Genomic DNA, 26,322 nt, shown 5'->3' with positions numbered 1-26,322 from the left:
TCCGATTGTGGGAGTGGTGGGCGGGCGATTACGGGCTGGCGTCCGCGACTGTCAGCAAGACAGTGCTGCCGGAGGCGGTACCTGCGACGACATCGGCTTCGACAACCTGCGCCTCAATGATCTGCCGAGCGCCCGTCCCCGCATTAGGGTAACGCTCGCGGTCATAGGTGATTTGGATCGTGCCCGTGGCGGTGAAGGTCACATCTGGGTAGGAGATGTTAGAACGGGTGTCGAAGGTGTAGTAATAGGGCCAAGTCGCACCCTCATCGTCAGAAAGAGCGACGCGCATGTTCGTGCGGCTGGCCGAATTGTTGAACACCTTGACCAGGCGACCAGATGGAGAGCGCATCAGCGCGGCGCGGCTGTTGCACGTGGTGAAGGCGGTGAAGTCCTGCGCCGAACCCCAAGAGGATAGATCACCCACCGCCGACACCGCGTATTGATCGCCTAGTGTGGTCCGCCAATGGGCGAGACAAGTTCCGTCATCCAGTTCGACGTAGGCCGCCTCGCCGAACGTGTCGTTGCGGCCGACAGGCAGAACGCCGATCTGCGTCAGGGCGAGAGTGTCATAGTCGATCTGGTAGATATATTTGCCCGGCGTCAGACCCGGCCGCGTCGGTAGGATGGCGCTCGGCCATATTTCGACGCCCATGTAATGGCCGCCGTCGAAGTCGAAGGGCTTGTGAGCCTCGCCATCAGCAAGCCGGCCTGTGAGCGCCACGGTCGGGGCGGCAGATGATAGATCGGTGATCCGCGCCGCCCAAATGCCGGTGTAGCCGTCGTGGACGCAGCCGCTCCCGCCCATCGAGAAGAAGCACACCAACTCGCCATCCGGCCGAAGCCAGAAATGCGGAACATGGGTGTGCTGCCAATAGCGGTTGGGCGGGCGAATATGCGCAAACACCGTCGACACCGTGTCGCCGTCATCGCGATAGGCGAGCACGACATAGGCGCCCGGCCCCTCGCCAGAGGGATGCGTGAGGGTGTCCATGTCCTGCCAGCCGTAAAAAGTGCGGGTGCCGACGCGGCAGATCGCCGGGATCATGCGGGAGGCGCGGTAGACCCGTCCCCCATCCTCGGGGTCAACATCCGTCTCGACGATGGGCGCGGCGAGCGCCTTGCGGGTGGTTGACACGACGATTTCATCATCGGTACGCAGGCGCTTGGTCAGGCGGCAGTCGTCCCAATAGGCGGAGCTGCGGCGGGCGTTGTCGGGCGAACCGCCAAGGCGGATTGTCGTCCACGCGGTCGGTTCCGTGACGACGCCCTCATAGACCTTGCGGCCATTGATAAACAGAGCGAGGCTGCTGGTTTCATCATCGTAGCGAACCGCCGCGCGGACTGACCTATAGGGGCGATACGAGCCGTAATCGCAATCGGCGCTGGTCTCAATATAGAGCAGCGACGTGGTGCCGCCCTCATTGTACTCAAGCCCAAGGTAATTCTCGTCGTCCGGCAGGATCGTGATGTGGTGGTCGTATGTCTCATCACTCCAAGAGAACAGCCGAGCCAGATTTTTCGTGCTGGTGTTTTGCTCCGACAGCCACGTGGCTTCGAACTCGATATCCCAGCTTCCGGCGGGTAGCGGCTCCGCCTTCGTCATCTCGGTTGAAGCCTTGGTGCCAGCGAATGGGGCGCTAACGTAGGTTAGCTCCTCGACCTGCACCCTCTGGATATAGCCGCGCTCCTCAGTGCCGTCGTGAGCTTCAGACCGAGGCGATCCGGCAGAAGTCACCAAGGTCAGGAAATCATTGCCGGCCCCTGTGCCGGTCGCCTCCATCGTTGCCCAGCAATAATACTGACCGCCAGCAACCGGCATCATGCCGATCTTTTTCAGGGCCGACCCGGAAGACCCGACATACCCAAGCTCAACGTCAAAATTACCCCAAGCGTTCAGGCCAAATCGAGACGATGACGCATTCAACTGAAAGTATTTCGCGGTATCCTGGTCGAGGATAAACGATATGCTTTTAGTATCACCGGTCGTCCAATTGACAGACTGCGACTGGATACCGTGCTCGCCTGACGCTGTGTCTTCGACAATATACTGCCCCGCGACACCGTCAGGGCCGGCAGGTCCGCCCGTCGCTATGCTCGCGTTGACCTTGGTCCAATTAGCCTGCGTGAAGTCGGTCGGGTTGTCGTAATAATTGGCCGACGCCCCCTCGACCATCAGCCCCAGATCAGTGATCGCCTTGCGTCCGGTTGGGAAGCTCCGCAGATAGCCGTCATAGGTCCAGCCCGTGGTGACGGAATCGCGCGAGAACGCCCAGCCGTCAAACCAGCGGCGCGTCGCAACAGCGCCCCGCGCCGCCGCTGTGCCGAGCGGAATCCCAACGGTCGTAGTCATGCCTGCGTCGCCCCCGCGATCTTCCAGATGAGGTGATCGCCGGCCGCGTTCAGCACGGCGTGAGCTACGGCGATGCCCTTTTCGAGCCCCGCCGTGTGATCGTCGGGATGCTCCAGCGACGCGCCGGACGCGGGCGAGAACGTGCAGTACCGATCCGAAGCGCAGTTCACCGTGAAGCCATAGCCGGCCATGGTGATGTCATCAGGCAGCGTGATCGTCGTTTCACCGGAGGATGACAGCAGCAGCATCTTACCTGCGTGCGTGGCGGGCACGAAGGTCACGGACGACGCCACGCTCACGGTCGCGGTCTTGGCCGTAACGAAAGCGCTCAGCAGCGAGCCGGAGGCGACGCCGCCCCAACCAGATCCGGTCTTCGGCCCCCAGGTCGCGAGGGTCAGCTCGTCGATGTAGATATCACCCACGGCGCCGGCTTCGGATGATGGCGTTCCGGCGCCTTTAAGCACCGACGCCCCGGTGATACCCTGAGGCCCGGCTACATAGACGGTCGCCTCGGCGGCATCGAAGAACTCACCTTCCCCACCAACCTTGATGACGCCCGCCGCCAGCTTACGCTCGGTCTCGTTTTCGTTGACGAGGAACACGTCGCAGGTGGTGTTGAGCCCCAGCGGCAGGCCCGCGACGAAGTCCTTGGTGTAGGACAGGACAAACCCGTCTTCATCATCTGTCTTCGCCAGCGTCTCATCCGCCGTCGAAAGCGTGATGCGCATCTTGTTCTTGGGTTGGATGACAAGCTCCAACCCCTTACCCGTGGTGTCGAGCCCATCGAAACGCACCGTGCGCGGCGGGTCGTCCGTGCTGCGATAGAGCGTGATCGTGAAATCGGTCATGTCGGAATCCCAGGCATGAAAAAAGCCGCCCGAAGGCGGCTTGATTGACGTTGATGTTGATCGGTTCAGGCGGGCTGTGCCGCCTTTCGTTTTGGTCTCACGAGCAGCGCCCTTGCGGCGGATATGGCCGGCAGTTCGACGTATCGATACATGATGTCTGCGAGCATAAGCCCGACCACGACAGCCCCGACGAGCCCGCCGGTCGATGGAGGCACGCCAAGGATCACGCCGTTGAAAGCCTGGAGCGCAATGATCTGCACCAGATAGAACGAGTATGACCGCCGGCCGATGGCGGCGAGCGGCGCGGATCCGAACAGTTGTTGTACCGGGTTATTGCCGAGCAGTGCCACCAGAAGCCCGGCGATCAGCGCCCCGTAAACGATGTTCATTCGCCCATCGCCAAGGAGTGCCTTTAAGTCGAGCGACCACACATGGAAGGCCACCACTCCCGCAAGTAACGCGACCGACGCCAGAGGCGAGGAAAGATGCTCAAGCCGCCTCCGCAGCCCCTCGTGCTGCATGGCAATCGCCAGCCCCGCCCCGATCAACAGGACTGAATAGTGGCTCGCTTGGAAAATCCTGACGTTCCAATTGATTACAAAGACGGCGACCGCAAGAGCCCACGCTACAGCTAGCCCACGCCACGACAACGGCAGAAGGAACACCAGCGGCCAGACGAGATAGAATTTCCACTCTATCCCGAGCGTCCAACTCGGCATGAAGTTTGTCGGCGGAGCAAACTCGTTGGTGAAGGTCAGGAAGAACGGCAGAGCTTCGCGCACCGCGGGCCAGAATGGCTCATAGATATAAGCTTGGAGCACAACGATGCACAAAACGACCGAGTATGCCGGTAGAATGCGCGCGGCGCGGCGAAGGTAGAACGCCCCCATTGCAACCGTGCCGCTCGCTTCCCTTTCCTGAAGCAGCATCCCGGTTATCAGGAACCCGCTCAGAACAAAGAATGCTTGAACCCCGAGCCACCCCGAATATGGCGCCCATGCCGGCCCGCCGAAATGCACCCCGTAGACCATAATAGCCGAAACGGCGCGCAGCCCGTCTAGCGCCGCATACCTGTTGTTGTCCTGCTTCCCACTCATCCCGGCACCTCCCGAGCTAATAGCTAGCACGAGAGGCGCCGCATGTATCAGTTGATGCGCTCGACAATCAGGTAGTCACAGGTCACGGCATCGGCCGCGTTTGCCACCTGCCCCGTTACCTGCACAAGAGCCGCACTGGAGGTGTTGATGGTCTTGGTAGCGCGCTGATTGTCGACGACCGCGTTGCCGAAGAAAGCCCGCCCGCTGACGATCTGGCTGTTATAGCCTCGGTTGATGATCAGCGCCTCAATATGCCAGTTTCCAGCCTGCCCAGATGTGGCCGCCACAGTCATAAACCCGGCAAAGCCCCCGAACTGGAGCCGCGCATATTTATTTCCAGCGCTTCCGGTAATGGACCCGCCCGCCGTGACACGAATCCCTCCCCGTTCGCGCATGGAACTTGCCGGGACCGAGTAACTCTTGATGGCGGTTTCCGATGTGGCCGATGTCGTGGCCGCGAGATATCCGTCAAGCGACTGATCGAGCCAGGCGCTGTTGTTCTTGATAACGTCGCGCCCGTCCGCGTTCGGTGCGGCGCCTGCGTCCGCGTAAATGTCGGCTGTTGCGATGCCGGCAAAGCTGTTGTCGCTCACATTCAGCCGAGAGAACACCCGGCTCGGCAGGTCGTTGGAATTGAGATAGATGCCATATCGACACAGGCCACGCTCGTCATAGGCGACGTTGCCAGTGATGGTGATCTGGTCGCCGATTGACCCCGATGTTGCGTTGTAGACCGAGCTGCTCAGGGTCGCGATAATGGCGGACCCGTTCGAAACGTCCTCAACGTTGCAAGCCCGGACGATATTGTCCGCCACCAATATCTTATTGGCGATACCCACCGCTATGCCGTGGGTGCCTGCGTTGACCACCGTGTTATCCGAAACGGCGGTGTCGTGCGTCAGAATTTCAAAGCCACACGCGGACATGTCGACGATGTAAGTGCCGTTCACCGTGTTGTTGGTGAACTGGTTATGGCGTACCTCGACGCCGCCATTACCGGTCGGGTCGACACCCTCGGAATAGAAGGCGCTTTCACCGATAAAGGTGCAGGTATTTCCAGACACTATGCTTTCATCGGAGAACAGGAACACCGCCGACCAGCGGCAATCGTGGAAATAGTTGTTCTGGATCTTGACATATCGGCTGCCCAAGCCGGCCCAAATTGCAGGGACCGCGTTGCGGGGCGTAGCGCCGTCGACAAGCTGCCCGATGTCGTGAAGGCGATTATTCCTGACGCGCGGACGCAGGCAGTTCACCAGCGCAATACCGGTGCCCATGAAATTGTGGAGCGTGCAGCCCTTGATGACCACATCATCGCAACCAGCGAGATAAACGGCCTGCGGTGCCGTGCCGTGGTCGCCTACCGGGTCAGAGCCGTTTCCCGTTAGCGTGAGATTGATAAGCTGCAGTCGATCGGCGCCGCCCGAGGACGCGAACACGTGATCCGGGGCATAAGTGCTTGTCGCAGCGACAATGGCAGCGCCTGGCTTGCCCCGGATTTCCAGATCCGATGCGCTGACTGTCAGCCGGTCGCTGTTCTTGTAGATGCCGTCCACGATCAGCAGACGCTTGCCGACAGGGAGGGCTTCGGCCGCCGCAATCGCGTCCTCAAGCACCGTGTGGTTGTCCGTCACGCCGGTGGGATCGGCGCCCGGCATGAGCGACACATAGATGGCGTGCGTCTCGGACGCGGCTACGGCGAGGTCGCGCGCGGCTTCGGCCTCATCCCGCGCCTCACCCGCATCGACATAAGCCTGGACCGCCTCGTCACGGAGGGCCTCAAGCTCAACCGTCACATCGCCGGTGTCGCCTTTCGGACCAGGCAAGCCGGAGGATTTCCAGACGTCGATAAACTCGATGTCCGTCGTGGTCCCCGCGCCGCCGAAAGTCTGCACATAAGGGCGCCAATACCGCGCATTGGACGGGGCGGTGTAGTCCGCATCCATGTCGCGCGAGACGGTCGCCGTGACGACGCGAACGCCGGTCGCCGGCAAGATGTTGTATTCATCGACGGTCGTGGTGGAGATCAGCGACTTGTCGGCGGCGAGCCACGCGATGCCATAGCGGACGGTGTCGCCCACCGGATCGGCCGGCATCGCGTCCCGGCTGGCGCCCCAGCGGGCAGCATAGACGGCTTGGTTGCGCAGGCGCCGCGTGGCGCGCTGCGTCACAATGCCGGAGCCGATCAGACGGTAGGACTTGCCCTCAAGATTGGTGACCAGCGAGCCGCTCGAGGCGATGGCCTTGGACGCAGCCTCTCCCGCCAGCACGCTTGTGCTGCTCAGCATGGACTCGGTAAAAAACGACAGCGCGTCGCCGGGGGATTCCTCCGCATAAATCAGGAGGTCCGCCTTGCTATCAACAAGGTTCGCCTTGGCAAACGCGGCATTGATCTTGGCGCGCACGACTGCGCCGCTATCGCCATCGGCAATATCGGGAATGGTCATCTTGGGCCCTCAGATTGTCAGGAGGTCGGAGGCCCTAGCGGGCTTCGACGAAGGTGAGCGACAGCGTGCCGAACTTGCCAAGATCGAGGTCCATATCGCCCTCGGTCACGTCCTTAAGGTCAGCAAGGCAAACAAGGTCTTCGAATGTCACAGCCGCGCCGGATGATGCGGCGGCGCGAAGGGGCGGCAGGAAAGATACGGTGACATTTCCGCCGTCGTCCCAATCAAGTTCATCGTCCCAAGCTGCGTCATCCGACAGGATCACGCCGGGGATGGTTTCGGATGCCGCTCCGTCCGTCACGCGGTTGATCCGGTACAGGCGCTGACCGATCGAGAAATGCAGGCCAGGCTCGACTTCCGCCGTTGGGCTGGCGAGGGTCAGAGACGTAGCGCCCGCCGAAACCGCGCCAGCAATGGTGGCCGCCGGCACATCACCGTCTAGCCCCATCGCGCGCTGCATATCGTAGATCTTGAGGACGATGCTTTCGCCAGAGCGAAGCCGATCCATCATCGCGGATGCGGCCAGAACCTTGGCGCGGGTGTGAACGGGGATACGGTAACGGAACTCCCACCGGCCAGCACCGGAATAGACCCGCTGCTCAACGCCACTCGTGGTACGCGTGCCGGAGGTGACGGAGCCCCGAAGATCAGGACGCCCAATCATCTGCGGGACAAGAGCCGGCGGCCATGCGTCAATGGTCATATAACCACAATCCCTGTCAGCACCGCCCAATCCGAGACATAGCCACGATCCGATACGCGCCGGCACTGGAACTCATAGGTTCCGGCCGATGGCACGGTGAAAGACCCCGTTCCCGCCGACGCGGTAGCCGCTACCCAAACGCCGGCCGCGACGCGCCACTGCGCTTCGGTGGTGTAGGCATCTTCGCCCGATATCGTGTCCCAAGTGACCGTCACCGTCAGCGTCGACACGCTGGAGCCGAGCCCCTCCGGCTCAGGCACGGTGAAGTCCTGCGGATTAGTCGCGGTCTCTCCCATTTCCTGCATTTCCGCGCCGGGCATTGACCACGTCCCGGCGGCATAGGAGCGAACCCCTATCGACACGCTCATGTCGGACAGATCGAGGGCGGGGGGAGAGGTAATCTCGAAAATCTCGCCGTCTATCCCAAGCTCCGAAATCGTCAGTCGAACGACCGGCTCGCCGTAGCAACGAAGGCCCTGAAGCGTGGTCTTGATCGTCCCCGACCAATCCGCGCGGCGCTGCTTCAGCGTGGCATAGGCGATGCGCTGCGCCTGATAGGGGGATGGGCAATAGGCCAGCGGCAAGTCGTCAACGTCCGCCTGCGCCCCGTAGAATGAGGCCCCGGAATAGACCGCCGGGACTTCCTGCTCCTCCCAAGAAGCGTACTGCCACGTGATGCGGGCGCGGATGCCATCGACCCGGTCGAGCGCATCGGGGAAGCGGTCAAGCTGAACGTCACGGATGTGCTCGTCTGTAATATCCGTGGCCGAATTGGGCGTGCGATCCTTGCCGACAAAGACCGCCAGTTTGCCGTTTGGCTGCTCTAGAAGCGTCGCGCCGGCAGAGGCTAGAAAGTTAGCCAGCGTGGAAGCTCGGGTGTCCGAGGTGGTGTAGCGCCCCCACGCGAGATAGCGGGGCTCCGTGCCGGTGGTGGTGGCTACGCTGGCGTCGCAGTCGTCGCAGGCCGCCTCAAAGGAATCAAGGTCAAGGTCATCCGGGGACAGGCCCCATCCGTCTCGATCAAGGCACCAGCGCAGGAAGCACCGCGCCCAATTGTCGGAATAGGTCCACGTGCTCTGGTCTTCCAGATCATGCGCGGGGTTACGCGGGTCCGGCACCATCGCGCCCTTGATAACAAAGGTCGGGTTAGGCGCGCCGTTGGGGTAACGCTGGCTCCAGTTGTCTTTGTTGCCCTGAGCGTAGGAGGCGCAGAATGCCGCCATGCCACGAAGGCGGCGCGTTGAGCCCCATTCCGCGATTTCCGCCGCAAGCGGAATGGCGACCTGGTCATCCGCGCCGTGCGTCATCTGGAGATAGGCAAAGCTGTCCCACGGATGGGCCGGCGTGCTGTTGCTAACGACGCCCGTGTTTACCGTCGCAGCGTCGCAGGCATAGTCATCAAGATAAAAGACTTCTAGCTGCTCGATCTTGGTGCACGTGATGATGCGCACCGTGACAAGGCGGTGATCCGGCGAAAAGAACCACGCTATACAACCGCCACTGCGCACGCGCCCAAAATCTATGAAGCGAGCCGGGAGTGGCTGCTTGATCGTGATCTTATTCTGTTGCGTGTTTTTCGGCTTATTGAGCAGCCCCAGCGCGGCATTAAGGCCGACCGACGCGCCCACTGTGACGACGGCAGAAAGAACCTGCGCCAGCGCCAACGTGCCCGTCGTAATGCCCGCATAGGCGCCGGAAATAATAAGCGCGCCGCCGCCGATGCTGCCCGCGCCAAGTCCCGCGAACCCGGAGGCAATGAGCGCAGTTGTGAATGCAGCCATCAGACAGCCCGGATGAAAGCGTTTTCAGCGTGGGTATACCCGCGCCGGCTGGTCAGAAAGCGGTTGAGCGCATCGGGCGAAACGCTATCGATGGTGGATAGCACCACATGCTTGCATCCGGTCGCGGCGCCAAATGCCTCCAACCGGCCGATCATGTCGAAGACGCGGCGCGACCCACGCGCGGAAGGCTCAATCCACCATGCGATTTCGCGGGCCTGCAATTCGACGGTGAACGGCGCTTTGTAGGCGATGGCCACCAACCCACCGACAAGCCGCCGGTCACACTCTGCGACGACGACAAGCCCTGCTGGCGATACGATGAGACCGGACACCAGTGCCGCCGCGCCGGCCTCGTCATAAGAATAGCCTTCCGGCATAGCGGCCATAAGGAAGTCGCGCCCGTGAGCGACCAGAGCTGCCACGTCGCCAAGCGTCGCGTCGCGGACGATCATTTCGGCCATACCACCGTCGCCTCGCGCATATTGGGGATGTAGTCGCAGCCGCCGTCGCCAGGAAAACGCGTCCTCTGCTCCACAGAAGAAAGGTAGAGATTCGTGGCGCGACCACGCGCGACCAGAGAGCCCTCAGCGCGGCAAGTGACGCTTCGGGGCTGGTCGCCAGCGCCAGAGAACGAAAAGCCCGTCATGCGCCCCCTACGAAGCTGCACGGGGCTATCGAGCGGCTGCCAGTCTTCATCGAAGAACTGGAGATAGATCGCGATGGCGCGCCCGATGGCGTCGCTTTCCGACGCTCTTACGCGTGCAAGAAAAGTCGGGTCGACGCCGGAAAGACCAACGCTGAACGGCTCGGCGGAGCCATCGGCGGATGGCGTGCCCGGGTCAAGCGTAACGAAAGCCGGGCCGACGCCATCCCAGGCATGGCCGCCGCTGGTCAGGGGGTAGATGTCGTTCCACACACGGCGCGGGCCGGACAGGAAATCGAAATAGACGAGGAAGTTATAGCGGACCTTACTGCCCGCCACTTGCGCCGCTATGGCGGATGACAAATCCAGCATGTCAGCCCTTGCGGCGGTTGTGGTCGGTCACGGCTCGCACGGCGAGGCCGGGCACCTGACTAAGGGCTATGGCAGCGCCGGCAGCGGCGGCTTCGCGGGCAGCCGTGTCCGTCTGCTTCTTCACGTATGCCTGCAGGCTGCCCTGATCATCGACACTCACGCCGATATCGATCCGACCATTCACAGCGCCGGGGTTCGAGCGTGCCGCGCTGGCTACATTGTTCGGGATGCTGGTCGGAATGCGCGGCCCCACGAAGCCGCCGGAAGCATAGCCCTTGAGCCCTCGGCGCATCGCATCGAGGGCGCGCGGCCCGCCAGCGGCCTTCACGGACGCCTGATCGAAAACGTACTCGCCTTTATGAACGACGCCTGCGGGTCGGTGCTTACCCCCATCGCCTGTATAGCCGCCGGCATCAAACCCGAGCAGACCGCCAAGCGCGCTGAAAATTCCTCCCCCCGACGACGCTCCACCGAACAGAGCGTCAAGAGCGACGTCTTGCAGCCTATCAACGACACGCTCCAAGGCGTTTGCCAGTATCTCCGCCTCACTGGCCCCGGCTCGAAGATCGGACGCTATGCCGCCCACCGCATCACGCCCCGTATCGTTCAGGTTTCCAAAGGATTCCTGCGCCCGGTAGAGGGCCTCCGACTGCTGCCCATAGGCATCGGCGACTTCGCGGATAGCGGCGATCTGTTCGGGCGCCAACTGGATGCTGGCGAGGTCGGCCTCACCCTTTCGCCGGGCCTCCTCACGGAGATCCGCGAGGGCCTGCTGCTCCAGCTGGATGGCAACGCGCCGGGACTCCTGCGCGGCCATCCCCTGCCCCAGCATGGTCTGTTCTTCGGCAAGCGCGGCGATGCGGTCCCGGACAGCCTGCACATCCTGGTCAAACCGGCTGTCGGCAGTCGCCCGCTGGAGTTTGGGTGCCTTACCTTCTGTCGATCGGGCAGCGTCGCGGGCAACACGCGTGCCCGCAAGATCGTTTACCTGCTTGTCGGAGAGAGTTACCCCCGCCGCTGCCGCTTCCTTTCTAACCTCGGCTATCTCCTTTTCGAGCGCCAACTCCTGCTTGGTTAGATTAGCTCGCGCCGTTGCATCCGCGAGAAACTGCTGACCGGCCGCGGCCATCCTGTCATAGGACACCATGGAGGCATTCTCAGCTTCCCGGAAAGATGGAGCGGCCACACCCGCCAATTGTTCCTTCAGAATCTTCGTGGCCGAGATGGCATTGCCCAGCTGCTCAAGCAGAGGCGCCAATTGATCAGCCAGCCGCTGAAAATTGGGGTTGTCGTTAGCGAGCGCGTAGAGCCGCTCCGAGACATCCTTGGCGCTGATTGTCCCGTCCTTCAAACCATCCCGAAGATCGGAGATGCTCTCGATTTGTTCTTCGGTGATCAGCCGGCGCGGCGCATTATCGATGATCTCAGAAAACAACTGCACGGCCGCCGTCTTCGCTTCCCCGATCTTTTCAACGCCCTGGTCAACGCCGGCTGCAAGTTGATTAGCGAGCTTGTTCCCTATCGACTGGGAGGCGCCATCAATAGCCGGCGCGACGTCATTGGCGGCTTCTTCGACCTTCTTGAGAGCCGCCGCATAGGTTGTGGCTCCAGAACTCGCGCGCTCGGATGACTGGCTGAACAATGCCAGCGCACCGACCACAGTGCCGCCGATGATCAGCCCCAACGGACCTGCAGCAGCGGAAAGCCCCCCGATGGCGGTTGCAAGGCCGCCCACCGTCGCCGCCGCGCGCAATGCCGTCACAAACCGAAGCACCACGGTGGTCGCGAAACCAAGCGAGGTAATCATGCCGGCGATTGACCGCCCCACCAAGGCGCCAGCGATCACAGCCGCCACCTTCAACACCACGTCTGCCGTGGTGTCGAAATTGTCGGCAAGCGTGTTGAGGCCGCCAACCAGCCGCTGCGAGGCACCGAGACTGCTGTCGGTCTCGCCGATGTATTTCGTCAGGGCGTTGTTAACCTTCGTGAGACCCTGATCGATGGTCTGCGTCGCATCAGCAGCCATCTTCTGTACGCTGGGCAGACCCTTCAGGAACGCCTGAAAGAACTGCTGCCCAGAGACCTTTCCGTCATTGACGAGTTGCTTCAGCTTGTTCACCGATCCGCCGGCTTCATCCAACCCATTCGCCACAGCGATAAGGATGGGGCGCGCGCCCTCATTGACCGAGTTGAATTCCTCTGCCTGCACGCGGGCCGACCCCAGCAGCTGGCCGAGCTGCGTCAGGGCGCCAGAGGCCTGCCCGGCCGATGTTCCCGCGACGCGAAGCGATACAGCGACGCCGTCGGAGAACTTCAGGAGATCATCCTGGCTGGCACCTAGATTGTCGGAAGCCTGAGCCGCCTTGCCGAACAGATCGGCAAGGGCACCGATGGGCGTGGCGTTGTCCTGCGCAGACTGGAACAGTCGATCCAGCACTGCCACCTGCTCGTCGCCGACGACACCGGCGACGGCAAGGCTGTTCTTGGCAGTGGTCCAAGCGTCGGCATACTGCAGGACCTCCCGAACGCCCAAGGCCGCGCCAATGCCCGCCAGCGGCGTGAGGATACTGCTCCCCATGGCCTGGCCGATGATGTCCAGCCGCCTGTTCGTTTTCTGCCAGGTTCCCTCGATATCCCGCGCGGTCCGGTTCATGATCCCGACCGCGCGCTTCATCCCATTCTCGTAGCCCTTCAGATCAGCCGACAGCTGAGCCACGAGCTTTTCAAGGTCGACGGCCATGCAGCACCAGCCCTGTTGTGGTATCGAAGCGCGGTCGGCCGGTTGCAGGCAGGAACCCGCCCGGGAGCAGAGGAGGTCTGGACGTGAAAGCCGCTCTCTACGTGCTGGTCGGCGTCACGTGCTTGGCGGCACTGGGCTTCATGGCTGCCCAGCTGCTGCGGCAGCACCGGGCTGATACTGCCGCTGAAGAACGGGCCCGCGCGGTCAGGCAGGCAGTTCTTGCCTACGACGAGCAGATGAGATGCGAGGGCGTTTTGAGCCGGGCGCGGAGCTTTTCGGTCGGAAGCAGCGGAGAGATCGCAGCCATCGAATCCCAGCTCAAAAGCTGCGGCCTCTCACTTTCGGATGTCCGACGCTGACCCGATCCCAAGCCAGGCCGCGAGCTCATCCTTGTCAGCCTCGCTGAGGCGTTCCTCGCGCTTCGGATCATGCGCCTCGGCATAACCTTCAAGCGCCGCCATCAACTGCCACATGGACATGGCGTTGATGTCCTGTGGCGTGAAACCTAGGACGGCTCCGGTTCCGTAGAGGGCGGCGAACCTGAACTTTCCGTTCGGGAGGTCGTCGAGACGCTCCCCTGATCCGCCGCCTTGGCTTTTCCCAGCATTTCATCCGAGACGCCGAAACACGCCGCAGACAGGATAGCCTCAGCCAGAAGGAGGGTTTCCATGGGTGGGCGAGCCTCGACATAGTCGCGCGTCAGCTTCATGGCCTTCGCCGGGTCAAGCCCTCCCCCGATCAGGCCAAACCGGATCACCGACGAGATGTCCTCAACCCGCCACATGCCGGCCTGCAGCCGGTTGAGAACCACAAACGGCCCGGCATCGCAGGCCTCTTGCAGGCGCGCCAGCTCGCCCCACCCCAGGCGGAAGCTGTTCAGCCCACCTGCCCAGTCCAGTTCAACGCGTGCGTCGCGGGCCATCAGGGCAACGTACTCGCGCGGGTAAGGCCGCCATCGGCAGACATCTCGATGGAAGCCGTCACGCGCCCACCCTGCTCGCCGGTGATATTGAAGGTGTTGAGGTGAGCCCGGCCGGTATAGGTGAGCGTGCCGGTCGAGAACTCGATCTCGATCTTCACCGGGATGGACACATCGCTGTCGTAAGCGGCTTCCCAGGTCGGCACCGATCCAGCCGCGAGCAGGCCCTCGCCGCCGACCGTCCAATCCTTCGACACGACATCGCGGATGATATCCGCGGCGGCATCGGGGTCATCGCAGTCCGGGATGACCTGCTCCGACAGGTTCTTGGTCCGATTGAATGACTTGCTGGTGAAGCCGCAGGGCGCGGCATAGGCGATGGGATCGGAGTCATCGCCGAGCAGCACACGAAACTTGCCGAAGGTAGTGGTCACAGGCTTTGCCATGGAGGCCTCCAATAGAGAAAGGCCCGCAAGCGGGCCGCGACGGTGGCAGGATGAGAGAGGTTCAAGCCCGCTCGATGATCGCTTCGAACGTCACCACGGCATGGCTGATGATCGCCCCGCGATCGCGGAACACGCGGGTTTGCCGATGCCGGAACAGCGCCATGGCATGGACGGTGAGATCGAGGTCAGCGTCGAGAGCCTGCTCAACCGCTTCGGCGACCTTCGTCACCTCGACGAATCCCGGATCTTCCGACCAGCAATCGATCTGGAACGTGATGTTGTCGGCGAAAATGCAGTCCGCGTCGTCTGAAATGCCTTCCGTGGGGCCCATCGAGACATAGGGCATCTTGGTGTCAGCAGGCACGCGGTCGAAGACGCGCTTCCCGACCAGCGCCGACAAAGCGCCATCGCCCTGCAGCCGGCCGACGATAGCGCCCTGAAGCTCAAGTCTCGGACCGATCATCAGGAGCGCGCCACTGTTTTCGCCGCGTCGCGCAACGCCTTGCGGATGCGCCGCATGCCCGGCTTGCGGTTGGCCCGGTAAGCCGGGAAGAAGAACGGCTGCGCGGTCGTACCGGGATGCTCTGTTCCCGCGAAGAGGCCACCGTTCACATGCGGCGCCGTGCCGAACTCAACCCAGCGCACGTAATAGGCTTCGTTGTTTCCGGCATAGACGGTGATGGTCAGGTCCTTGCCGAGGCTGGACCGCGCCACCTTGCCAAGGGTTAGCGAGCCGCGCGGCGGGGAGCCCCACGTCCAGCCGATGCTTTCCCGGAGGGCACCGCTGTCCGCCGGGCAGAGGCTGCGTGCCATCGCGACGATGTCGTTGGCGACGTTCTCCATTGCCAGCCGGATTTGCTCGCGCGCCACCTTCGGCAGCCGGTCGAGCTTTCGCTGTAGCTTCGCCAGCCCGAGGATTTTTGCGGCGCGAGCCATCTATTCGCCCTTCGCCTTGCCCGCTTCGGTCGGCCGGCGCGTGAGCGCCCCGGCGCCAGCGGTTTCAGCTGCCTCGGCACATGCTCTGGACACGAGGTAAGCTCGGCCGGCCATATACGCCAAGGTGAGTGACGGGCGCGGCTTGAAGTCAAAATCGCGGTTGAATCGGACCCACGGCATCAGCTGGGCACTCCGCTGCGCACATCCAGATAGACCCACTGAGGATCCGTGACGGCGTCGACATGGATCACCGCGTACTCGGTCCCCGCGCGCAGATCCCGCACCCGCCATTCCGTCGTAATGCCTCGCGTGAGGCTATCGGAGCGGACGTAGAGGCCCAGGAGGTTCTGGCCCTCGAGGCGAGCGGCGATCACGGCTTCCGTGCCGCCCCGGCGCCGCATGACGACGTGCCGGCGGAACTGCTCGATCCAGTCGGCCACGGTGTTGCCGTAGCCGTCCGGCTGCTCCCGCCGGCATTCGAAGACCAGGCGATGGCGACTGAGCTCGCCAGCGCCCGGCGCGCCGGAAATCACAGGGTGACGCCCGGTGTGTTGACGTTGACGGCCAGCACGGTCGAGCTCTTCGCCACACCGATGAAACTGACATCCTCACCCGAAGCGAGATCGGCGAAGACACAGATGCCGCCGGGCGTATCGCTCAGATAGTAGGAGGTGCCAGCGGTCAGCACCGAGCCCAGGGTGAGATCGCCGAATTTGTGGATCGTCACCGGCTGGTTGAGCGCCGCGCCGTTCAGGGCGATGCCCCGCGTTACTTTCGCTTCGGCCGTCGCCGAATTGCTGTCGGCGAGCATCCACTTCTTGGTGGCGGATGCCTTGTAGACCGCTTTCCCGGCGACGATAGCCTCACCGGCGAGGCCGTGCTCTTGCACGGAATTGCTGCCCGCGACGACATTCGCCGCGGTGATGCTGAGATCGGCCATAGGAGAGGATCCTTGATAAGCCGCCGTCAGACGACGGGCATGACATAGGGGGCGAGCTGGTCGCTCACCGTGAACGGCACTTCATGCAAGGGCTTGTCGGTCACCGGCTCTCGGACCGCGTACCACTGGGCTACAAGGCCGAGCACAGCCTCCTGCACGGGCGCCGGCAGGCCTTCTGGATAACCGGCCGTGTAGCGAACGCGCACGGTGTCGTAGCCGCCTCGCCGCGTCGCGGGCCAACCCTGACCATCCTTGCGGTAGAGGCCGCGATCCTGCTTGAGCCCACAGACGCTCGTGTTGAGCGTGGTCTCGACGCCATCAGGATCGTCATAGGTCACGGACACGAGATTGATGAATGGCGGATAGGGCAGCCACAGCAGCGGCCGGCATCCGAACCCGTCGAAGCTCGCCTCCAGCGTCTGCTCGCGGATGCATCGCCCAAGGCGACCGAAGGGGCCATCGATCATCGCAAGAGCGACATTGACGAGGGACGTCAGGTAGGCGTCGTCATCATCGTGCTCAACGATGATCTTGGCCTTGGCCTCGACCAGCAGGTCGACGGCTTCCGGCGGGGTGATGATGACGACCGACATGTGGATCAGCCCTTCGGCGCCTGCTCGGCGAGATAGGCTTCGATGACGACCTCGGCCGCGGCGAGGTCAGCGGGATCTTCGCCACTGATCGAGCGAGCGAGCTTCTTCTTGGTGGCGTGGTGGAGATTCTTCCAGTCGCTGGGGATCGTCACCGGCTCCAACGGCTGGCCGACACCGCCAATAGCGGCCACCGGTGCGGTCGAGACCGATTCACCGTTGGTGGTGGTCACGGGCGCTACCATGGCCTGCGGGTCGCTGGGGATCGTCACCAATTGAGGCGTGGGCGCGTCTTCGCCTGCTGCGACCAGATAGCCCTCGGCCCGCAGATCTTCAAACTGGTCGGAACGCACCACATCATCGGTGCCTTCCACCAGGTCGCGCAGGCGAATGCCGTCGTCAGATACGGGCACGCTGCGCAGAACGGTCACCTTCACCATGTCCATGATGTTCGTCTCCGAGGGGATGGATGCGGGCGGTCAGCACGACCGCCCGCGTGGGCGGCGCGTTACGCCGGCGGGTTCGCCGTCGGCGCACTGCGGGGATGGCCGAGAAGGGCGATGGCAGAAAGGGGCGCGTTGCCGGTGTTGCCGCTCGGGGTCACCGTCAGGCGCACATAGCGTTTGCCGCCCTTGTAGCCGATCTTCCGGGCAGCGCCGTCAGCCGCGAAGGTGAAGCCGGCGAGAGCCTCGGTGCCGATGAGGTCCTTGTCATCGACGGCCGCCGCATCCGACAGATTGGACGCGGCGCCCTCTTCCACCAGCACGGCGAAGGTCGCATCGGCATCCGCCAGCGTCCCGGTCGCAATGATGAAGGTCAGGGAATCGTAGCCCGCCACGTCGACGATCGAGCCGACCTGCGCGGTGTTGTCGGTCGCGGCTGCGGCCGGCGGGGCAATCACCACCTTGGGGGTGATGTTGTTCATGAGATCGCGCATGATGGCGCCTCCAGAATGATGGGATGGGGTCCGAAACGGCAGGAGGGGCCGCTAGAGCCCCTCCCCTGTCAGTCAGGCGCGGATCAGCTCGCCGAGCACTTCAGCTTGCGAATGGCCTCCGCCAGCACGACCTGGCCGCCGACGCGGCGGCGGAAGATGAAGCGGATCGCACCGCTGGTCGCCTGGGTGTAGGGATCGCGCAGCATCTCCATGGCGATGCGGTCGACCATCGTGTAGCCGCGCCGGAAATCGCCATAGGCGATGGGGTAGGCGCCGGCTCCCTCGCTCGGCATGTCGGGGAACTCGACATAGGGATCGCCGTCGATGGTGTTGGGGCGGCCCTGCGCGATGCCCGGCATCCAGATGTAGCCCTTGTCTGCATCCTTGAGCTTGCGGACCGAACCCATCGTGGTGCGGTTCATGATCCAGGTTGCGTTCCGGGCATAGGCAGTCTTCAGCCCGTACTTGAGGCTGAGAAGGCCATTGGCCTGACCATCGGCGTCGGCGATGGTCGCCGCCGAACCGGAGATGCTCTCGCCGATGCCAACCTTGACGAGAATACCCTCCATCTCGCCGACACCGGTGCCGGACACGAACTCCGCGCCCTCCTTGACCGCGAACTGCTCGGCCGCTTCCTCGCGGATCTCGGCTTCCATGTCGAAGGCGCTGTCCTCGAGCATCTGATTGGTGATGTCGATGAGAGCCCACACCTCCGGCGCCTGGATTTCTTCCAGACCATAAGAGAGGCCGGTGGTCTCGGTCTTGGTAGCGGTTTCGTGAGCCCGCCGGGCGGCGAACTGGCCGGTGCGCGTCGGGAGCTGGATCGACTTCGCCGCCGTGTTGCGGATACGCGCCAGAGCGCGGGCCGGGCTCAGCTCGGTGACGCCCTTGATGATCTCACGGACATACTCCACCGGGGCAAGGTAGCCGCCGGCAGTATCGGTGCCGACGTTCAGGACTTTTGCCTCCGCCGTGATGTCGGCAAGAACTTTCTGTTCGTCCCGCGAAAGGTTTGCGACGCCGAGGGCGTGAGCGTTCACGACCGCATGAGCCCAGTTGTTGGCCACCGACTTCCAGCCATCGGCACCGGCGGGATCGACGCGGATGTTCTTCGGCAGCCGCGCCAGCATCACTTCGATGCGGTCGGACGCTTCCTTGGCGGCCTTCGCCTGCTCGGCGGCCGTGGTGAGCTTCTGGTTCAGCCCTTCGAAGGAGGCCAACGTACCTTCGATCTTGCCGAGCTTATCGGTGGTCAGCGGGTCGGCCACGCCCTTTTTCTCGAGCTCGGCGAGCCGCTGATCATTGGTCTTCTTGAACTCCTCGAAGGCTACCATCAGGGGCGTCACCGCCGACTTCACCTCGTCGGACAGGCCCGCCGCCGCGGCGGAGGCGATGATCATGTGGTTGACGTCGATGCCGGAGGCCGCCGCATGCGCGACATGCAGCGAGATGGTCATCACGTCGGTGAGGGAGATGGCGGCGACGAGCGCAAGCGCGCCCAGCACCGCCAAGATGCCGAACTTCTTCATGTGAACCTCGTATGGTGGGGTGGGCTTAGAGCCCGCGGATGCGTTTGGCGGCGTTCGAAATGAACGCAGCGAGGGCCTCTCCGTCCTCATCCCGAGGTTCCGGTCGTGCCTTGAAACCACCTGCGGCAATCGCCTTGGCGGCCGAATGCGAGAAGTCGCCTACATCCCGCAGGAACTCCTCGAAATCACGGATCGTCTTGATCTGGTCGGACCAGCTATCAATCTGCTCATCGACAGATTTGGCGCTGTAGACGCGGGCCAGAACGTTGGACGGGTCATCTACCAGCGACACCTCGCGCAGGGATACCGACTTGATGTAGCGAAGCGGCTCGCCGGCCCGGCCGGAACCCTTGCGAGAGCCGGACGGCGGCACGCGATACCCGATCGACAGTCCCTTCAGCGCGCCCTCGCGCATCTGGGCATAGGTCCACTTGCCCTGGTCGGTATCGAGCCCGACCAGCCGGCCCTTCACATGCAGCCCGCTGGCGTCTTCCGACATCGCCTCCCACACGCCAACCGGATCCGTCCGATTGCCGGTGACGGCGCCGTGCATCTTGTACATCGGGGGCAGGCCGCGCCCGGCGCGCTCACGATCCAGAAGCGACTTCGCGAAAGCGCCAGGCTCGATCACATCGCCATGGGAATCGATGTTGCCGAACACAGCGCCATAGCCCTCGAAAGAGCCCGCCGGCGCATCGTCGGCAGCGAACTTGATCTCGAAGGGCACGCCGACGACGTTCAATTCCATGATGCCCTCCTCAGGCGGAGATTTCTTCAAACCGCTCAGGGCCAAACACCAGCTTGCCTTGGTACGGTTCAACGGCCGAGAGGTCGACGCTGCGGGCGTCGTAGGTGATCGTGATGTGTGGCTGATAGCCGGGCCAATCGTGCACGGCGCCGGCCTCGACAATCTGTTCGTGACGCCATTCCAGTTCAGCAGACGAGAACTTCAGCGCGATAGCGGCGCCCTTGGCCGTGTTCATCGCTTCCACGACGCGCGGCCCGCCGGGCGGGATGACCAACTCGCCTATGTCGTTCGGATTCCAACTGCGCCCGATCGACATCCAGTCGATCTCGCTGCGGCTGTGAATCAGAGTGACGTGCAGGTCTCCTGCTCCGAGTGTCTCGCTGAAACCCTGCGCCTTGGCCCAACGCAAAAGCTCTGCGCCATTCTTGAGCGGTCGGCTGACATAGAGCGTGCGCGGGGTACTGGACTTCGCCTCGGAGGCCGGGTTCGCAGGATCCTGCGACGTCGCATTGACCGGCGCCATCGTCGCCGGCTGCCAGACCTGATCCATGTCGGGATCGTCGTCGGGGTTCCAGCCGTCGTCCTCACGGATTTCGTTCGGCTTGAGCCAGCCGGGACTGGAGTTTGTGCCCAGCGCGGCCTTGTAATACTCGGTGCGGTCCTTCAGGGAGCCCCGCAGAAGTTCGCTCGTGTCGATCCGGCAGCGATAGCCTGCGCGCCGCTCATCCTCGGTCAGCAGCTGGGCATTCACGGCGCCGGTCAGACGCCGAATCCACGGCTGCAGCGTGTACCGGACATGGGCCTCAAGAAACGCATCGGCGCTGGCGAAGGTCGGCGACTGGTCGCCGGCATGGCCCAGCATGATGGGGAACACGCCGAGGAACCGCGCGATCTCCTCGATCTGATGCTTCCGGGTCGCCAGATGCTCGGCATCCACGCCGCTCATCCGGATCTGCTCCCACTTGAGACCAGCAGGCAGAACCGCCGTCTTCGAGGAGTTTTCGGTCCCCGTATAGGTCTTCTCCCACTGCTCTCGGAGAAGCTCGATCTGCGTCTTGTCGAGGCTCTTTTCCGACGACAACACACCGCTCGGGCGCGCGCCGTTCTTGTGCAGGCGAGAATGGGTCTCTTCGGTCGCCTGCGCCAGGCCGATGGCCTCGCGACCGATCAGCGACGGATCAAGCCCCTTGTGAACGCGCCAGCTGGGCCCGCGCAAATGGAAGACCTCGGTAGCCCCGAGGGTCGCGAATTGGCCAGTTTCGAAGGTGCAGTCGTAGACGGTCTCCCCGAGGTAGGGATTGGTGTCGATCGTCACATGCTCCGGCCGGAACGGCAGGAGCTCCCGCATCTGCCCGTTGACCATCACGCGATAGGAGACCGAATTTCCGGTCGCCACCGCATGCATGACGATGGTGCCGAAGAAGGTCGGCGCGTCCTGCACGCCGCTCGGGCGGTACAGCAGCATGTCGTAGAGCGGGTGATCGATGGCGGGCTCCGCCCCGCGCCCTCCTGGAAGCGACCGATAGATCTCGACGGGCAGCTGCGCCACACCATCAGCGATAACCAGCACGCCACGATAGAACGGCGACTGGGACAAGGCCGAGTTAATCGAGACGTCCGCACCCGACTTGGTGGGGACACCCCAGCCGCCGTTGATGGCAGCCCACATCTCCTCCGAGAAGTCGACCGACTTCGTCTCCTGAGTGTCCCCGAACAGCCGGCGGAAGAAACCAGCCATGCTCAGGACCTCGCGCCCAGAATGGCAGCGCCCATCAGCAGGAGACCTCCCACGATGAACGCCGAGGGCGGGTGGATCAGAGCGCAGCCGACGACGACCGACACCGCCCCGACAATGCCGAGGGCATCAAACAGTCTGTCCATCGCTGGCCTCAGATGATGTGGATTTCCAGCGAAGCCGGCTGCACGCTCAGACCGCTTTCCGCCGCGCCTGCGGCCATCGCGATCGTGACCATGCCGTCGATGCGCCCGCGCGACCGCTTTTTGTCGAAGGCCCGATTCTTCATGCCGTCCGAGATCACATGCGCATTGGCGGCGCAGGAGTAGGTGACCGGCGAACTGTCTATCGTGATCGTCTGCTCGAGGATCCGGTCCTCTAGACGCTCGATGGAGCGCGGCATGCACAGCCGCTCGATGGGTTTCCCCTGATCATCGATCTGCTTGTAAAAGAACACCTTGGTGCCCTGCCCGTGCGGCATGAGCATCAGCCCGTTGCCCATCTCCGATTCCGGCCCCTCATACAGCCAGACAGGAAGACCGACTTCTTCGCAGGCTTTCATGAAGTCGCCGATGCCGGCCGGGTCGAATACCAGGGCTTGCACGTCGTGCTCGGCAAGGATCTCGGCGACCTGCTGCGCGACAAAAGACTTGTCGATCACCGCGCCGGGCACAGCGGTCAGGAAACCCTGCTCCACCCATCGGTCATAGGGCGCCTGATCGGCCTTGGCCCGATCTTCGAGGCCATCCTTCGTCGTCCAGTACCAGGTCTTGGCGAAGAGCCGTCCGTCCTTCTCCCAAACGGCAGTCAGGGCGGTCAGGTCATTCTTTTGCGAGAGGTCCAGCGAAAGCCAGCACCGGCAGCCCTTGAAGGCGCCCGGATCGACCTCGCCTTGAACGGCGCTCCATGCCTCCTCAGCGATCCAGAATTCGGTGACACCGATCGGGATGCCGAAATAGAGGCGCTTCAGGGACAGCGCCGTCGAGAGCAGCGATTTGGCGGTCTTCACCTGGCCGCGGATGTTCTCGATCGGGAACGTTACGCCGAGCGCCGGCAGCGCCTTGGGCCAACAGCTTTCGTTGTCGAACACCGTCTCCCGGTCGGCCTTATCGACCCGGGCAACGAAGGCGAAGGCCTCATCGTCGTCGATCTCGCCCAAGGCTACCTTCTGGTAGAACTCCGAATATTCCGTACCGACGATCTGGGTTGATGACGGAGTGTTCGTCCCGAGCAGCATCAGCGCGTCGCCAGGCATCTTGTAGAGCGCAGCCTTCCAGAGCTCGATCGACGTGTTGCTCTTGAACTCATGGATTTCGTCGGCTGCGACGAACGTCGGCTTCGGGCCCGAAATCGCCTCGCCATTGGCAAGCGACTGGAAGATCGCTTCACTTTCGACGAACTCAAGCTTCCAGGCGTTGTCGCCTTCGCCACGCACCACGACGTGCCCGTTGTTGACCAAGGTGTCTTCTTCGTCGCCGCCCGGGATTGGAGCCCGACACATCGCCACCGCATCCTTGAACAGAACGTTGGCCGTGTTCTTGTCCTGGCCGATGGCGAAGGCCTTAGCCCGCCTCACCCCGTAGAATCCGCTCATGTACAGCCCAATGGCCGCCATGAAGGGCGATTTCCCTTGCCCCTTGCCCGTCTCTAGCCATCCCGTGCGGAACCGCATCCGCCCGCTGTCACGGCGCCAACCGAAGAGCGAACCTGCACAAAAGGTGTGCCATTGAAGCAGGTTGAAAGGCTGCCCCTCTCTAGCTCCTTCGGTCAAAGTGAGCATGGCGGGGAAGAACCCTAACGTATGGGCCGCCTTCTCAGGGCGCCAGTGCAACCCTCGAGCGGGCCCGTCCCTTATGTCGCGGAGATGCCGCTCCGCAGCGTGTCGCACCAGCTCGCCGGAGACGATCCGCCCATCGACGACGTCCCGCGCCCACTTCGTCGTGGGATCACTTGGAAAGGGAGCCGAGGTAGCTGTCCGCGGCGCGCGGGGCTTTCTTGCCATGTGGCACCTTCCCAGCCTTGTTCCGACGGACGGGAGCGATGCCGAGCTCGGCCTCAAGCACGCGGATGTGCTCGTCGGCCTGGCGCATGATCGTCCAGTACGGGCTGACCTGCGGCACCTTCGTGCGACGGGCCTTTAGGATGGTGCCGTGCTCGGCGATCTGCCGGGAGGCACGACGATACTCGACATAGAACTCGACCAGCCGCTGCATCGCATGGCCGTTGACCATAGCGAGCGTGCCGGCGTCTTTCATCTCGCGCTCGATCAAACCCCACCGCTCATGCGCCTCGGCGATGTCGAGCTCATCCGTGAACTGGGATGTCCAGTCCGGCTCCGGTGGAATGCCGTCGCCCCCTTCGAGAGAGGTAAGTTTCACCTGCACCCCCTATGGGGGTGGTCGAAACCCCCCTTCCAAAAATCACTCTCGATGCGAACGCTGGATGGACGCCGGTCCTGCCTGAAAAGGCTTCAGACATTTTACCCCCCCGCCCCCTCCCATGGACCAAAAATTCAGGGTCGGAGTTGGCCATGAACTCGCGAAATAACGAGTGACTGGTTATCCCTCTGCCAACCCAACATGGGATCAGGCGGGGCTTCGCCGGTTCCAAGGGTGTGTCGGATCAAGAGGGCGGCCGTCGATAGCAGAGCCGAGCACGACACCGTTCCGTTCTTCGCGCTGCTTCGCGCTCGAATGGTGCGTCACGCACATCGGCTCCCAATTGGACGGATCCCAGAACAGCTTGCGAGCCGCCGTCATTTCCTCAGCTGTACGCGCCTGCCCCATTCGGTGCGGCGTCTTGTGGTCGACCAGTACGGCAGCGACTTGAAGCCCAGCCTGCGCACACCGGGCGCAGTGGGGATGGGCTGCGAGGAAAGTGGAGCGCGCCTTCTCCCAACGGGAGTCATAACCACGCCGCCGTGCGCTGATGCGTCCATCAGCAGCCACAAAATACCTCGCATTCGTACTGAGAATGGTATTAATTCGTTGCTTTAGCGTACTGTGTACGCTACAACATTCTTACCGGGTCGCTGTGTCCCGGCAACGGAAGGGGGTGAGACGCAATGAAGTTCCGGAGGTTCCGGTTCGAGATCAAGTTCCTCGGCTGCACACTGAGACTTGATATCGAATTCTAAAGAACCGGGGTCGGGCGAAAGCCCGGCCCCACCGGAGCGAATAGCGTCTCACCCCTTCAATGGAGAAGATATCATGAGCCCCGATGACTTCAAGGCTTGGCGCGAGGCAATGGGCATGTCCCAGACGGCGGCGGCGAAGGCCCTAGGCATCTCCAAGGGAAGCATCGAGCTTTACGAGGCCGGCAAGCGGCGTGATGACGGGAGGCCCGTTATCATCCCCCTTACCGTGGCGCTCGCCTGCTCCGCGCTATACCACCGGCTGGGGCCGTGGCCTTATGCTCTATAGGTCCGACGCAGGGCCGCGCCTACCAGCTGCGGTCGACCGAAGGGCCAACCGTCCGGTCGCGCTCTTGCCAATCCCGGAAGTGCCACTTGTCTTCCGGCTCGGCGGTCACCTTCACCGGGACCACACGACAGCCCGCGCGCAGCCAAAAGTCTTTGGCACATTCGGCGTCGGCCGCCGCCTTGGTGTCGTAAATCTCGGTGGTGAAGATGCCGTTGCAATCGTTCCAGATCGCCCATGCGTTAGCCGGCATCTTCGCTCTCCGATGTCTTAAGACCGGGCCGCGCCTACAGACGATCTGAATGGGTATTGGCTTGCAAGCCGCAGGGCCCCTGATCGCGCGGTCTCTTGGGCCCTTTTCGAGCGGCCGAAGCTGCCCCGGTCATGGCAAACAAAAAAACGCCCGCGAGCGATAGCCCCGGGCGCATTTCGTTCCGATCATGAATTTCATGCACATTAGGGCTGATTTGCGCCGTCCTGTCCAGCCCCATACCAACATGTCATCGCAGAATGATGTTGATCTCCTTCTCCTCATGATCCCACGTCGCCGTGTCGTCCCGGTGGGAGCGGATCGGCCGCTCTTCCGTCGGGTCGGTCAGGCGCCACAGCCGCGCGAGTTGAGAGAGACCCAAGCGAAGCGCCTCAAGGTCGGCATCGCTCTCCACGCCGCGATCGTGCAAAATGGTGTTCTCCATCACCGTGAATGCCGGCCGCGCCATATCGCCCAGCTTGCGGATCGTGATCATCGCCTTGCGGTGATGCCCGAGCACCCGGTCGCGCCGCTCCTCTTCCGATTCCGGCCGCTCGGCTGCGCCAACCTCGCCGGCCACATCTTCCTTCCCCACCGGCTCCGCCACCATCCTGGCCATGGCCGAACAGGTCGACATGGGCGTCGCCATCACGCGGTGGAAATCATGCACCAGCTGCATCCAGCGTTCGCCCGCCCAATATTGCGCTTCCGTCAGCCGGCCGGCGAGGCAGAGCCGGCCAATCTCGCTTTCGGCGCGCTGATCAGCCCGGCGCGTTTCCCCGAGCCAGGCCCGGTGCGGCTGCTGTAGCGCGACGGAGCGCACGTCCCTGTGGCCCCGCTTGGCGCGCTCGGTCTTCGAGCGGGAAAGCTGGCCCGAGGCCGTCCGCTTCCC

Annotated in this window: 29 protein-coding genes; 2 read left to right on the top strand and 27 right to left on the bottom strand. The window is 63.1% G+C overall.

Going from position 1 to position 26,322, the window contains the following annotated elements; all coding sequences use genetic code 11:
• Window positions 1–28: 28 nt before the first annotated feature.
• From KIP89_RS03930 to KIP89_RS03890, 9 genes are all read right to left on the bottom strand, one after another.
• Window positions 29–2,350: a sialidase family protein gene (locus KIP89_RS03930; protein WP_213754108.1), complete on the bottom strand. Its 2,322-nt coding sequence runs from the start codon at window positions 2,348–2,350 to the stop codon at window positions 29–31.
• Window positions 2,347–3,198 (bottom strand): hypothetical protein, encoded by an 852-nt coding sequence (locus KIP89_RS03925; protein ID WP_213754107.1) that lies wholly within the window; start codon window positions 3,196–3,198, stop codon window positions 2,347–2,349. The genes KIP89_RS03930 and KIP89_RS03925 overlap by 4 nt, the downstream gene beginning before the upstream one ends.
• 65 nt (window positions 3,199–3,263) lie before the next feature.
• Complete coding sequence (locus tag KIP89_RS03920) at window positions 3,264–4,295, bottom strand: acyltransferase family protein (RefSeq protein ID WP_213754106.1); 1,032 nt, start codon at window positions 4,293–4,295, stop codon at window positions 3,264–3,266.
• A gap of 47 nt (window positions 4,296–4,342) precedes the next feature.
• Entirely contained in the window at window positions 4,343–6,742 is a 2,400-nt protein-coding gene (locus KIP89_RS03915) for a right-handed parallel beta-helix repeat-containing protein (protein WP_213754105.1), read from the bottom strand.
• A 34-nt stretch (window positions 6,743–6,776) separates the two neighbouring features.
• The gene (locus KIP89_RS03910; RefSeq protein ID WP_213754104.1) at window positions 6,777–7,445 is read right to left on the bottom strand and encodes a hypothetical protein; all 669 of its coding nucleotides are present in this window, start codon (window positions 7,443–7,445) and stop codon (window positions 6,777–6,779) included.
• Window positions 7,442–9,226: a phage tail protein gene (locus tag KIP89_RS03905; protein ID WP_213754103.1), complete on the bottom strand. Its 1,785-nt coding sequence runs from the start codon at window positions 9,224–9,226 to the stop codon at window positions 7,442–7,444. The genes KIP89_RS03910 and KIP89_RS03905 overlap by 4 nt, the downstream gene beginning before the upstream one ends.
• A complete protein-coding gene (locus tag KIP89_RS03900) occupies window positions 9,226–9,687 on the bottom strand; it encodes a hypothetical protein (RefSeq protein WP_213754102.1) in 462 nt (153 codons plus the stop codon). Before KIP89_RS03900 ends, KIP89_RS03905 begins: the two co-directional genes overlap by 1 nt.
• Window positions 9,675–10,241, bottom strand: a complete 567-nt coding sequence (locus KIP89_RS03895; RefSeq protein WP_213754101.1) for a hypothetical protein — start codon at window positions 10,239–10,241, stop codon at window positions 9,675–9,677. Before KIP89_RS03895 ends, KIP89_RS03900 begins: the two co-directional genes overlap by 13 nt.
• A gap of 1 nt (window position 10,242) precedes the next feature.
• Window positions 10,243–12,981: a tape measure protein gene (locus tag KIP89_RS03890; protein WP_213754100.1), complete on the bottom strand. Its 2,739-nt coding sequence runs from the start codon at window positions 12,979–12,981 to the stop codon at window positions 10,243–10,245.
• 83 nt (window positions 12,982–13,064) lie between these two features.
• Between KIP89_RS03890 and KIP89_RS03885 the strand changes: the two genes are divergently transcribed.
• On the top strand, window positions 13,065–13,340 hold the full coding sequence (locus KIP89_RS03885) for a hypothetical protein (protein ID WP_213754099.1): 276 nt from the start codon (window positions 13,065–13,067) through the stop codon (window positions 13,338–13,340).
• Here the strand turns inward: KIP89_RS03885 and KIP89_RS03880 are convergent.
• The 16 genes from KIP89_RS03880 to KIP89_RS03805 all read right to left on the bottom strand — a co-directional run bounded on the left by KIP89_RS03880 (window position 13,317) and on the right by KIP89_RS03805 (window position 24,139).
• A complete protein-coding gene (locus KIP89_RS03880) occupies window positions 13,317–13,460 on the bottom strand; it encodes a hypothetical protein (RefSeq protein ID WP_213754098.1) in 144 nt (47 codons plus the stop codon). The two genes, KIP89_RS03885 and KIP89_RS03880, sit on opposite strands and share 24 nt — an antisense overlap.
• Before the next feature lie 26 nt (window positions 13,461–13,486).
• Entirely contained in the window at window positions 13,487–13,903 is a 417-nt protein-coding gene (locus KIP89_RS03875) for a gene transfer agent family protein (protein ID WP_213754097.1), read from the bottom strand.
• A complete protein-coding gene (locus tag KIP89_RS03870; protein ID WP_213754096.1) occupies window positions 13,903–14,346 on the bottom strand; it encodes a phage tail tube protein in 444 nt (147 codons plus the stop codon). Before KIP89_RS03870 ends, KIP89_RS03875 begins: the two co-directional genes overlap by 1 nt.
• 61 nt (window positions 14,347–14,407) lie before the next feature.
• Window positions 14,408–14,809: a DUF3168 domain-containing protein gene (locus KIP89_RS03865; protein WP_256441419.1), complete on the bottom strand. Its 402-nt coding sequence runs from the start codon at window positions 14,807–14,809 to the stop codon at window positions 14,408–14,410.
• Window positions 14,809–15,282: an HK97-gp10 family putative phage morphogenesis protein gene (locus KIP89_RS03860; protein ID WP_213754094.1), complete on the bottom strand. Its 474-nt coding sequence runs from the start codon at window positions 15,280–15,282 to the stop codon at window positions 14,809–14,811. The genes KIP89_RS03865 and KIP89_RS03860 overlap by 1 nt, the downstream gene beginning before the upstream one ends.
• A 179-nt stretch (window positions 15,283–15,461) precedes the next feature.
• Window positions 15,462–15,815, bottom strand: coding sequence for a phage head completion protein (locus tag KIP89_RS03855; RefSeq protein ID WP_213754093.1), 354 nt, complete (start codon window positions 15,813–15,815; stop codon window positions 15,462–15,464).
• Window positions 15,812–16,222, bottom strand: coding sequence for a hypothetical protein (locus tag KIP89_RS03850; RefSeq protein WP_213754092.1), 411 nt, complete (start codon window positions 16,220–16,222; stop codon window positions 15,812–15,814). Before KIP89_RS03850 ends, KIP89_RS03855 begins: the two co-directional genes overlap by 4 nt.
• A 26-nt stretch (window positions 16,223–16,248) precedes the next feature.
• Entirely contained in the window at window positions 16,249–16,815 is a 567-nt protein-coding gene (locus KIP89_RS03845; RefSeq protein ID WP_213754091.1) for a head-tail connector protein, read from the bottom strand.
• A gap of 5 nt (window positions 16,816–16,820) precedes the next feature.
• The gene (locus tag KIP89_RS03840; protein WP_213754090.1) at window positions 16,821–17,258 is read right to left on the bottom strand and encodes a hypothetical protein; all 438 of its coding nucleotides are present in this window, start codon (window positions 17,256–17,258) and stop codon (window positions 16,821–16,823) included.
• A gap of 62 nt (window positions 17,259–17,320) precedes the next feature.
• The gene (locus KIP89_RS03835) at window positions 17,321–17,749 is read right to left on the bottom strand and encodes a hypothetical protein (protein WP_213754089.1); all 429 of its coding nucleotides are present in this window, start codon (window positions 17,747–17,749) and stop codon (window positions 17,321–17,323) included.
• 83 nt (window positions 17,750–17,832) lie between these two features.
• On the bottom strand, window positions 17,833–19,278 hold the full coding sequence (locus KIP89_RS03830) for a phage major capsid protein (RefSeq protein ID WP_250152180.1): 1,446 nt from the start codon (window positions 19,276–19,278) through the stop codon (window positions 17,833–17,835).
• Window positions 19,279–19,303: 25 nt separating this feature from the next.
• Window positions 19,304–20,026, bottom strand: coding sequence for an HK97 family phage prohead protease (locus KIP89_RS03825; RefSeq protein ID WP_213754088.1), 723 nt, complete (start codon window positions 20,024–20,026; stop codon window positions 19,304–19,306).
• 10 nt (window positions 20,027–20,036) lie between these two features.
• The gene (locus tag KIP89_RS03820) at window positions 20,037–21,764 is read right to left on the bottom strand and encodes a phage portal protein (protein ID WP_213754087.1); all 1,728 of its coding nucleotides are present in this window, start codon (window positions 21,762–21,764) and stop codon (window positions 20,037–20,039) included.
• A 2-nt stretch (window positions 21,765–21,766) separates the two neighbouring features.
• Window positions 21,767–21,907 (bottom strand): hypothetical protein, encoded by a 141-nt coding sequence (locus KIP89_RS03815; protein ID WP_213754086.1) that lies wholly within the window; start codon window positions 21,905–21,907, stop codon window positions 21,767–21,769.
• An 8-nt stretch (window positions 21,908–21,915) separates the two neighbouring features.
• Window positions 21,916–23,763, bottom strand: a complete 1,848-nt coding sequence (locus KIP89_RS03810) for a terminase large subunit (RefSeq protein ID WP_213754085.1) — start codon at window positions 23,761–23,763, stop codon at window positions 21,916–21,918.
• Complete coding sequence (locus tag KIP89_RS03805; RefSeq protein WP_213754084.1) at window positions 23,708–24,139, bottom strand: P27 family phage terminase small subunit; 432 nt, start codon at window positions 24,137–24,139, stop codon at window positions 23,708–23,710. Before KIP89_RS03805 ends, KIP89_RS03810 begins: the two co-directional genes overlap by 56 nt.
• Window positions 24,140–24,970: 831 nt before the next feature.
• Here KIP89_RS03805 and KIP89_RS03800 point away from each other — a divergent pair.
• A complete protein-coding gene (locus tag KIP89_RS03800) occupies window positions 24,971–25,183 on the top strand; it encodes a helix-turn-helix domain-containing protein (protein WP_213754083.1) in 213 nt (70 codons plus the stop codon).
• A 19-nt stretch (window positions 25,184–25,202) separates the two neighbouring features.
• On the opposite strand, the gene KIP89_RS03795 is transcribed toward KIP89_RS03800, so the two are convergent.
• Entirely contained in the window at window positions 25,203–25,433 is a 231-nt protein-coding gene (locus KIP89_RS03795; RefSeq protein ID WP_213754082.1) for a hypothetical protein, read from the bottom strand.
• Window positions 25,434–25,680: 247 nt separating this feature from the next.
• Entirely contained in the window at window positions 25,681–26,253 is a 573-nt protein-coding gene (locus KIP89_RS03790) for a hypothetical protein (protein WP_213754081.1), read from the bottom strand.
• Window positions 26,254–26,322 lie beyond the last annotated feature (69 nt).

Origin of the sequence: Ancylobacter radicis (assembly GCF_018449475.1) — a bacterium.
In the GTDB taxonomy this organism is placed as follows: Bacteria; Pseudomonadota; Alphaproteobacteria; order Rhizobiales; family Xanthobacteraceae; genus Ancylobacter; species Ancylobacter radicis.
Note: the sequence above shows the minus strand (reverse complement) of the source record. Positions and strands in the feature narration are given on the sequence as shown.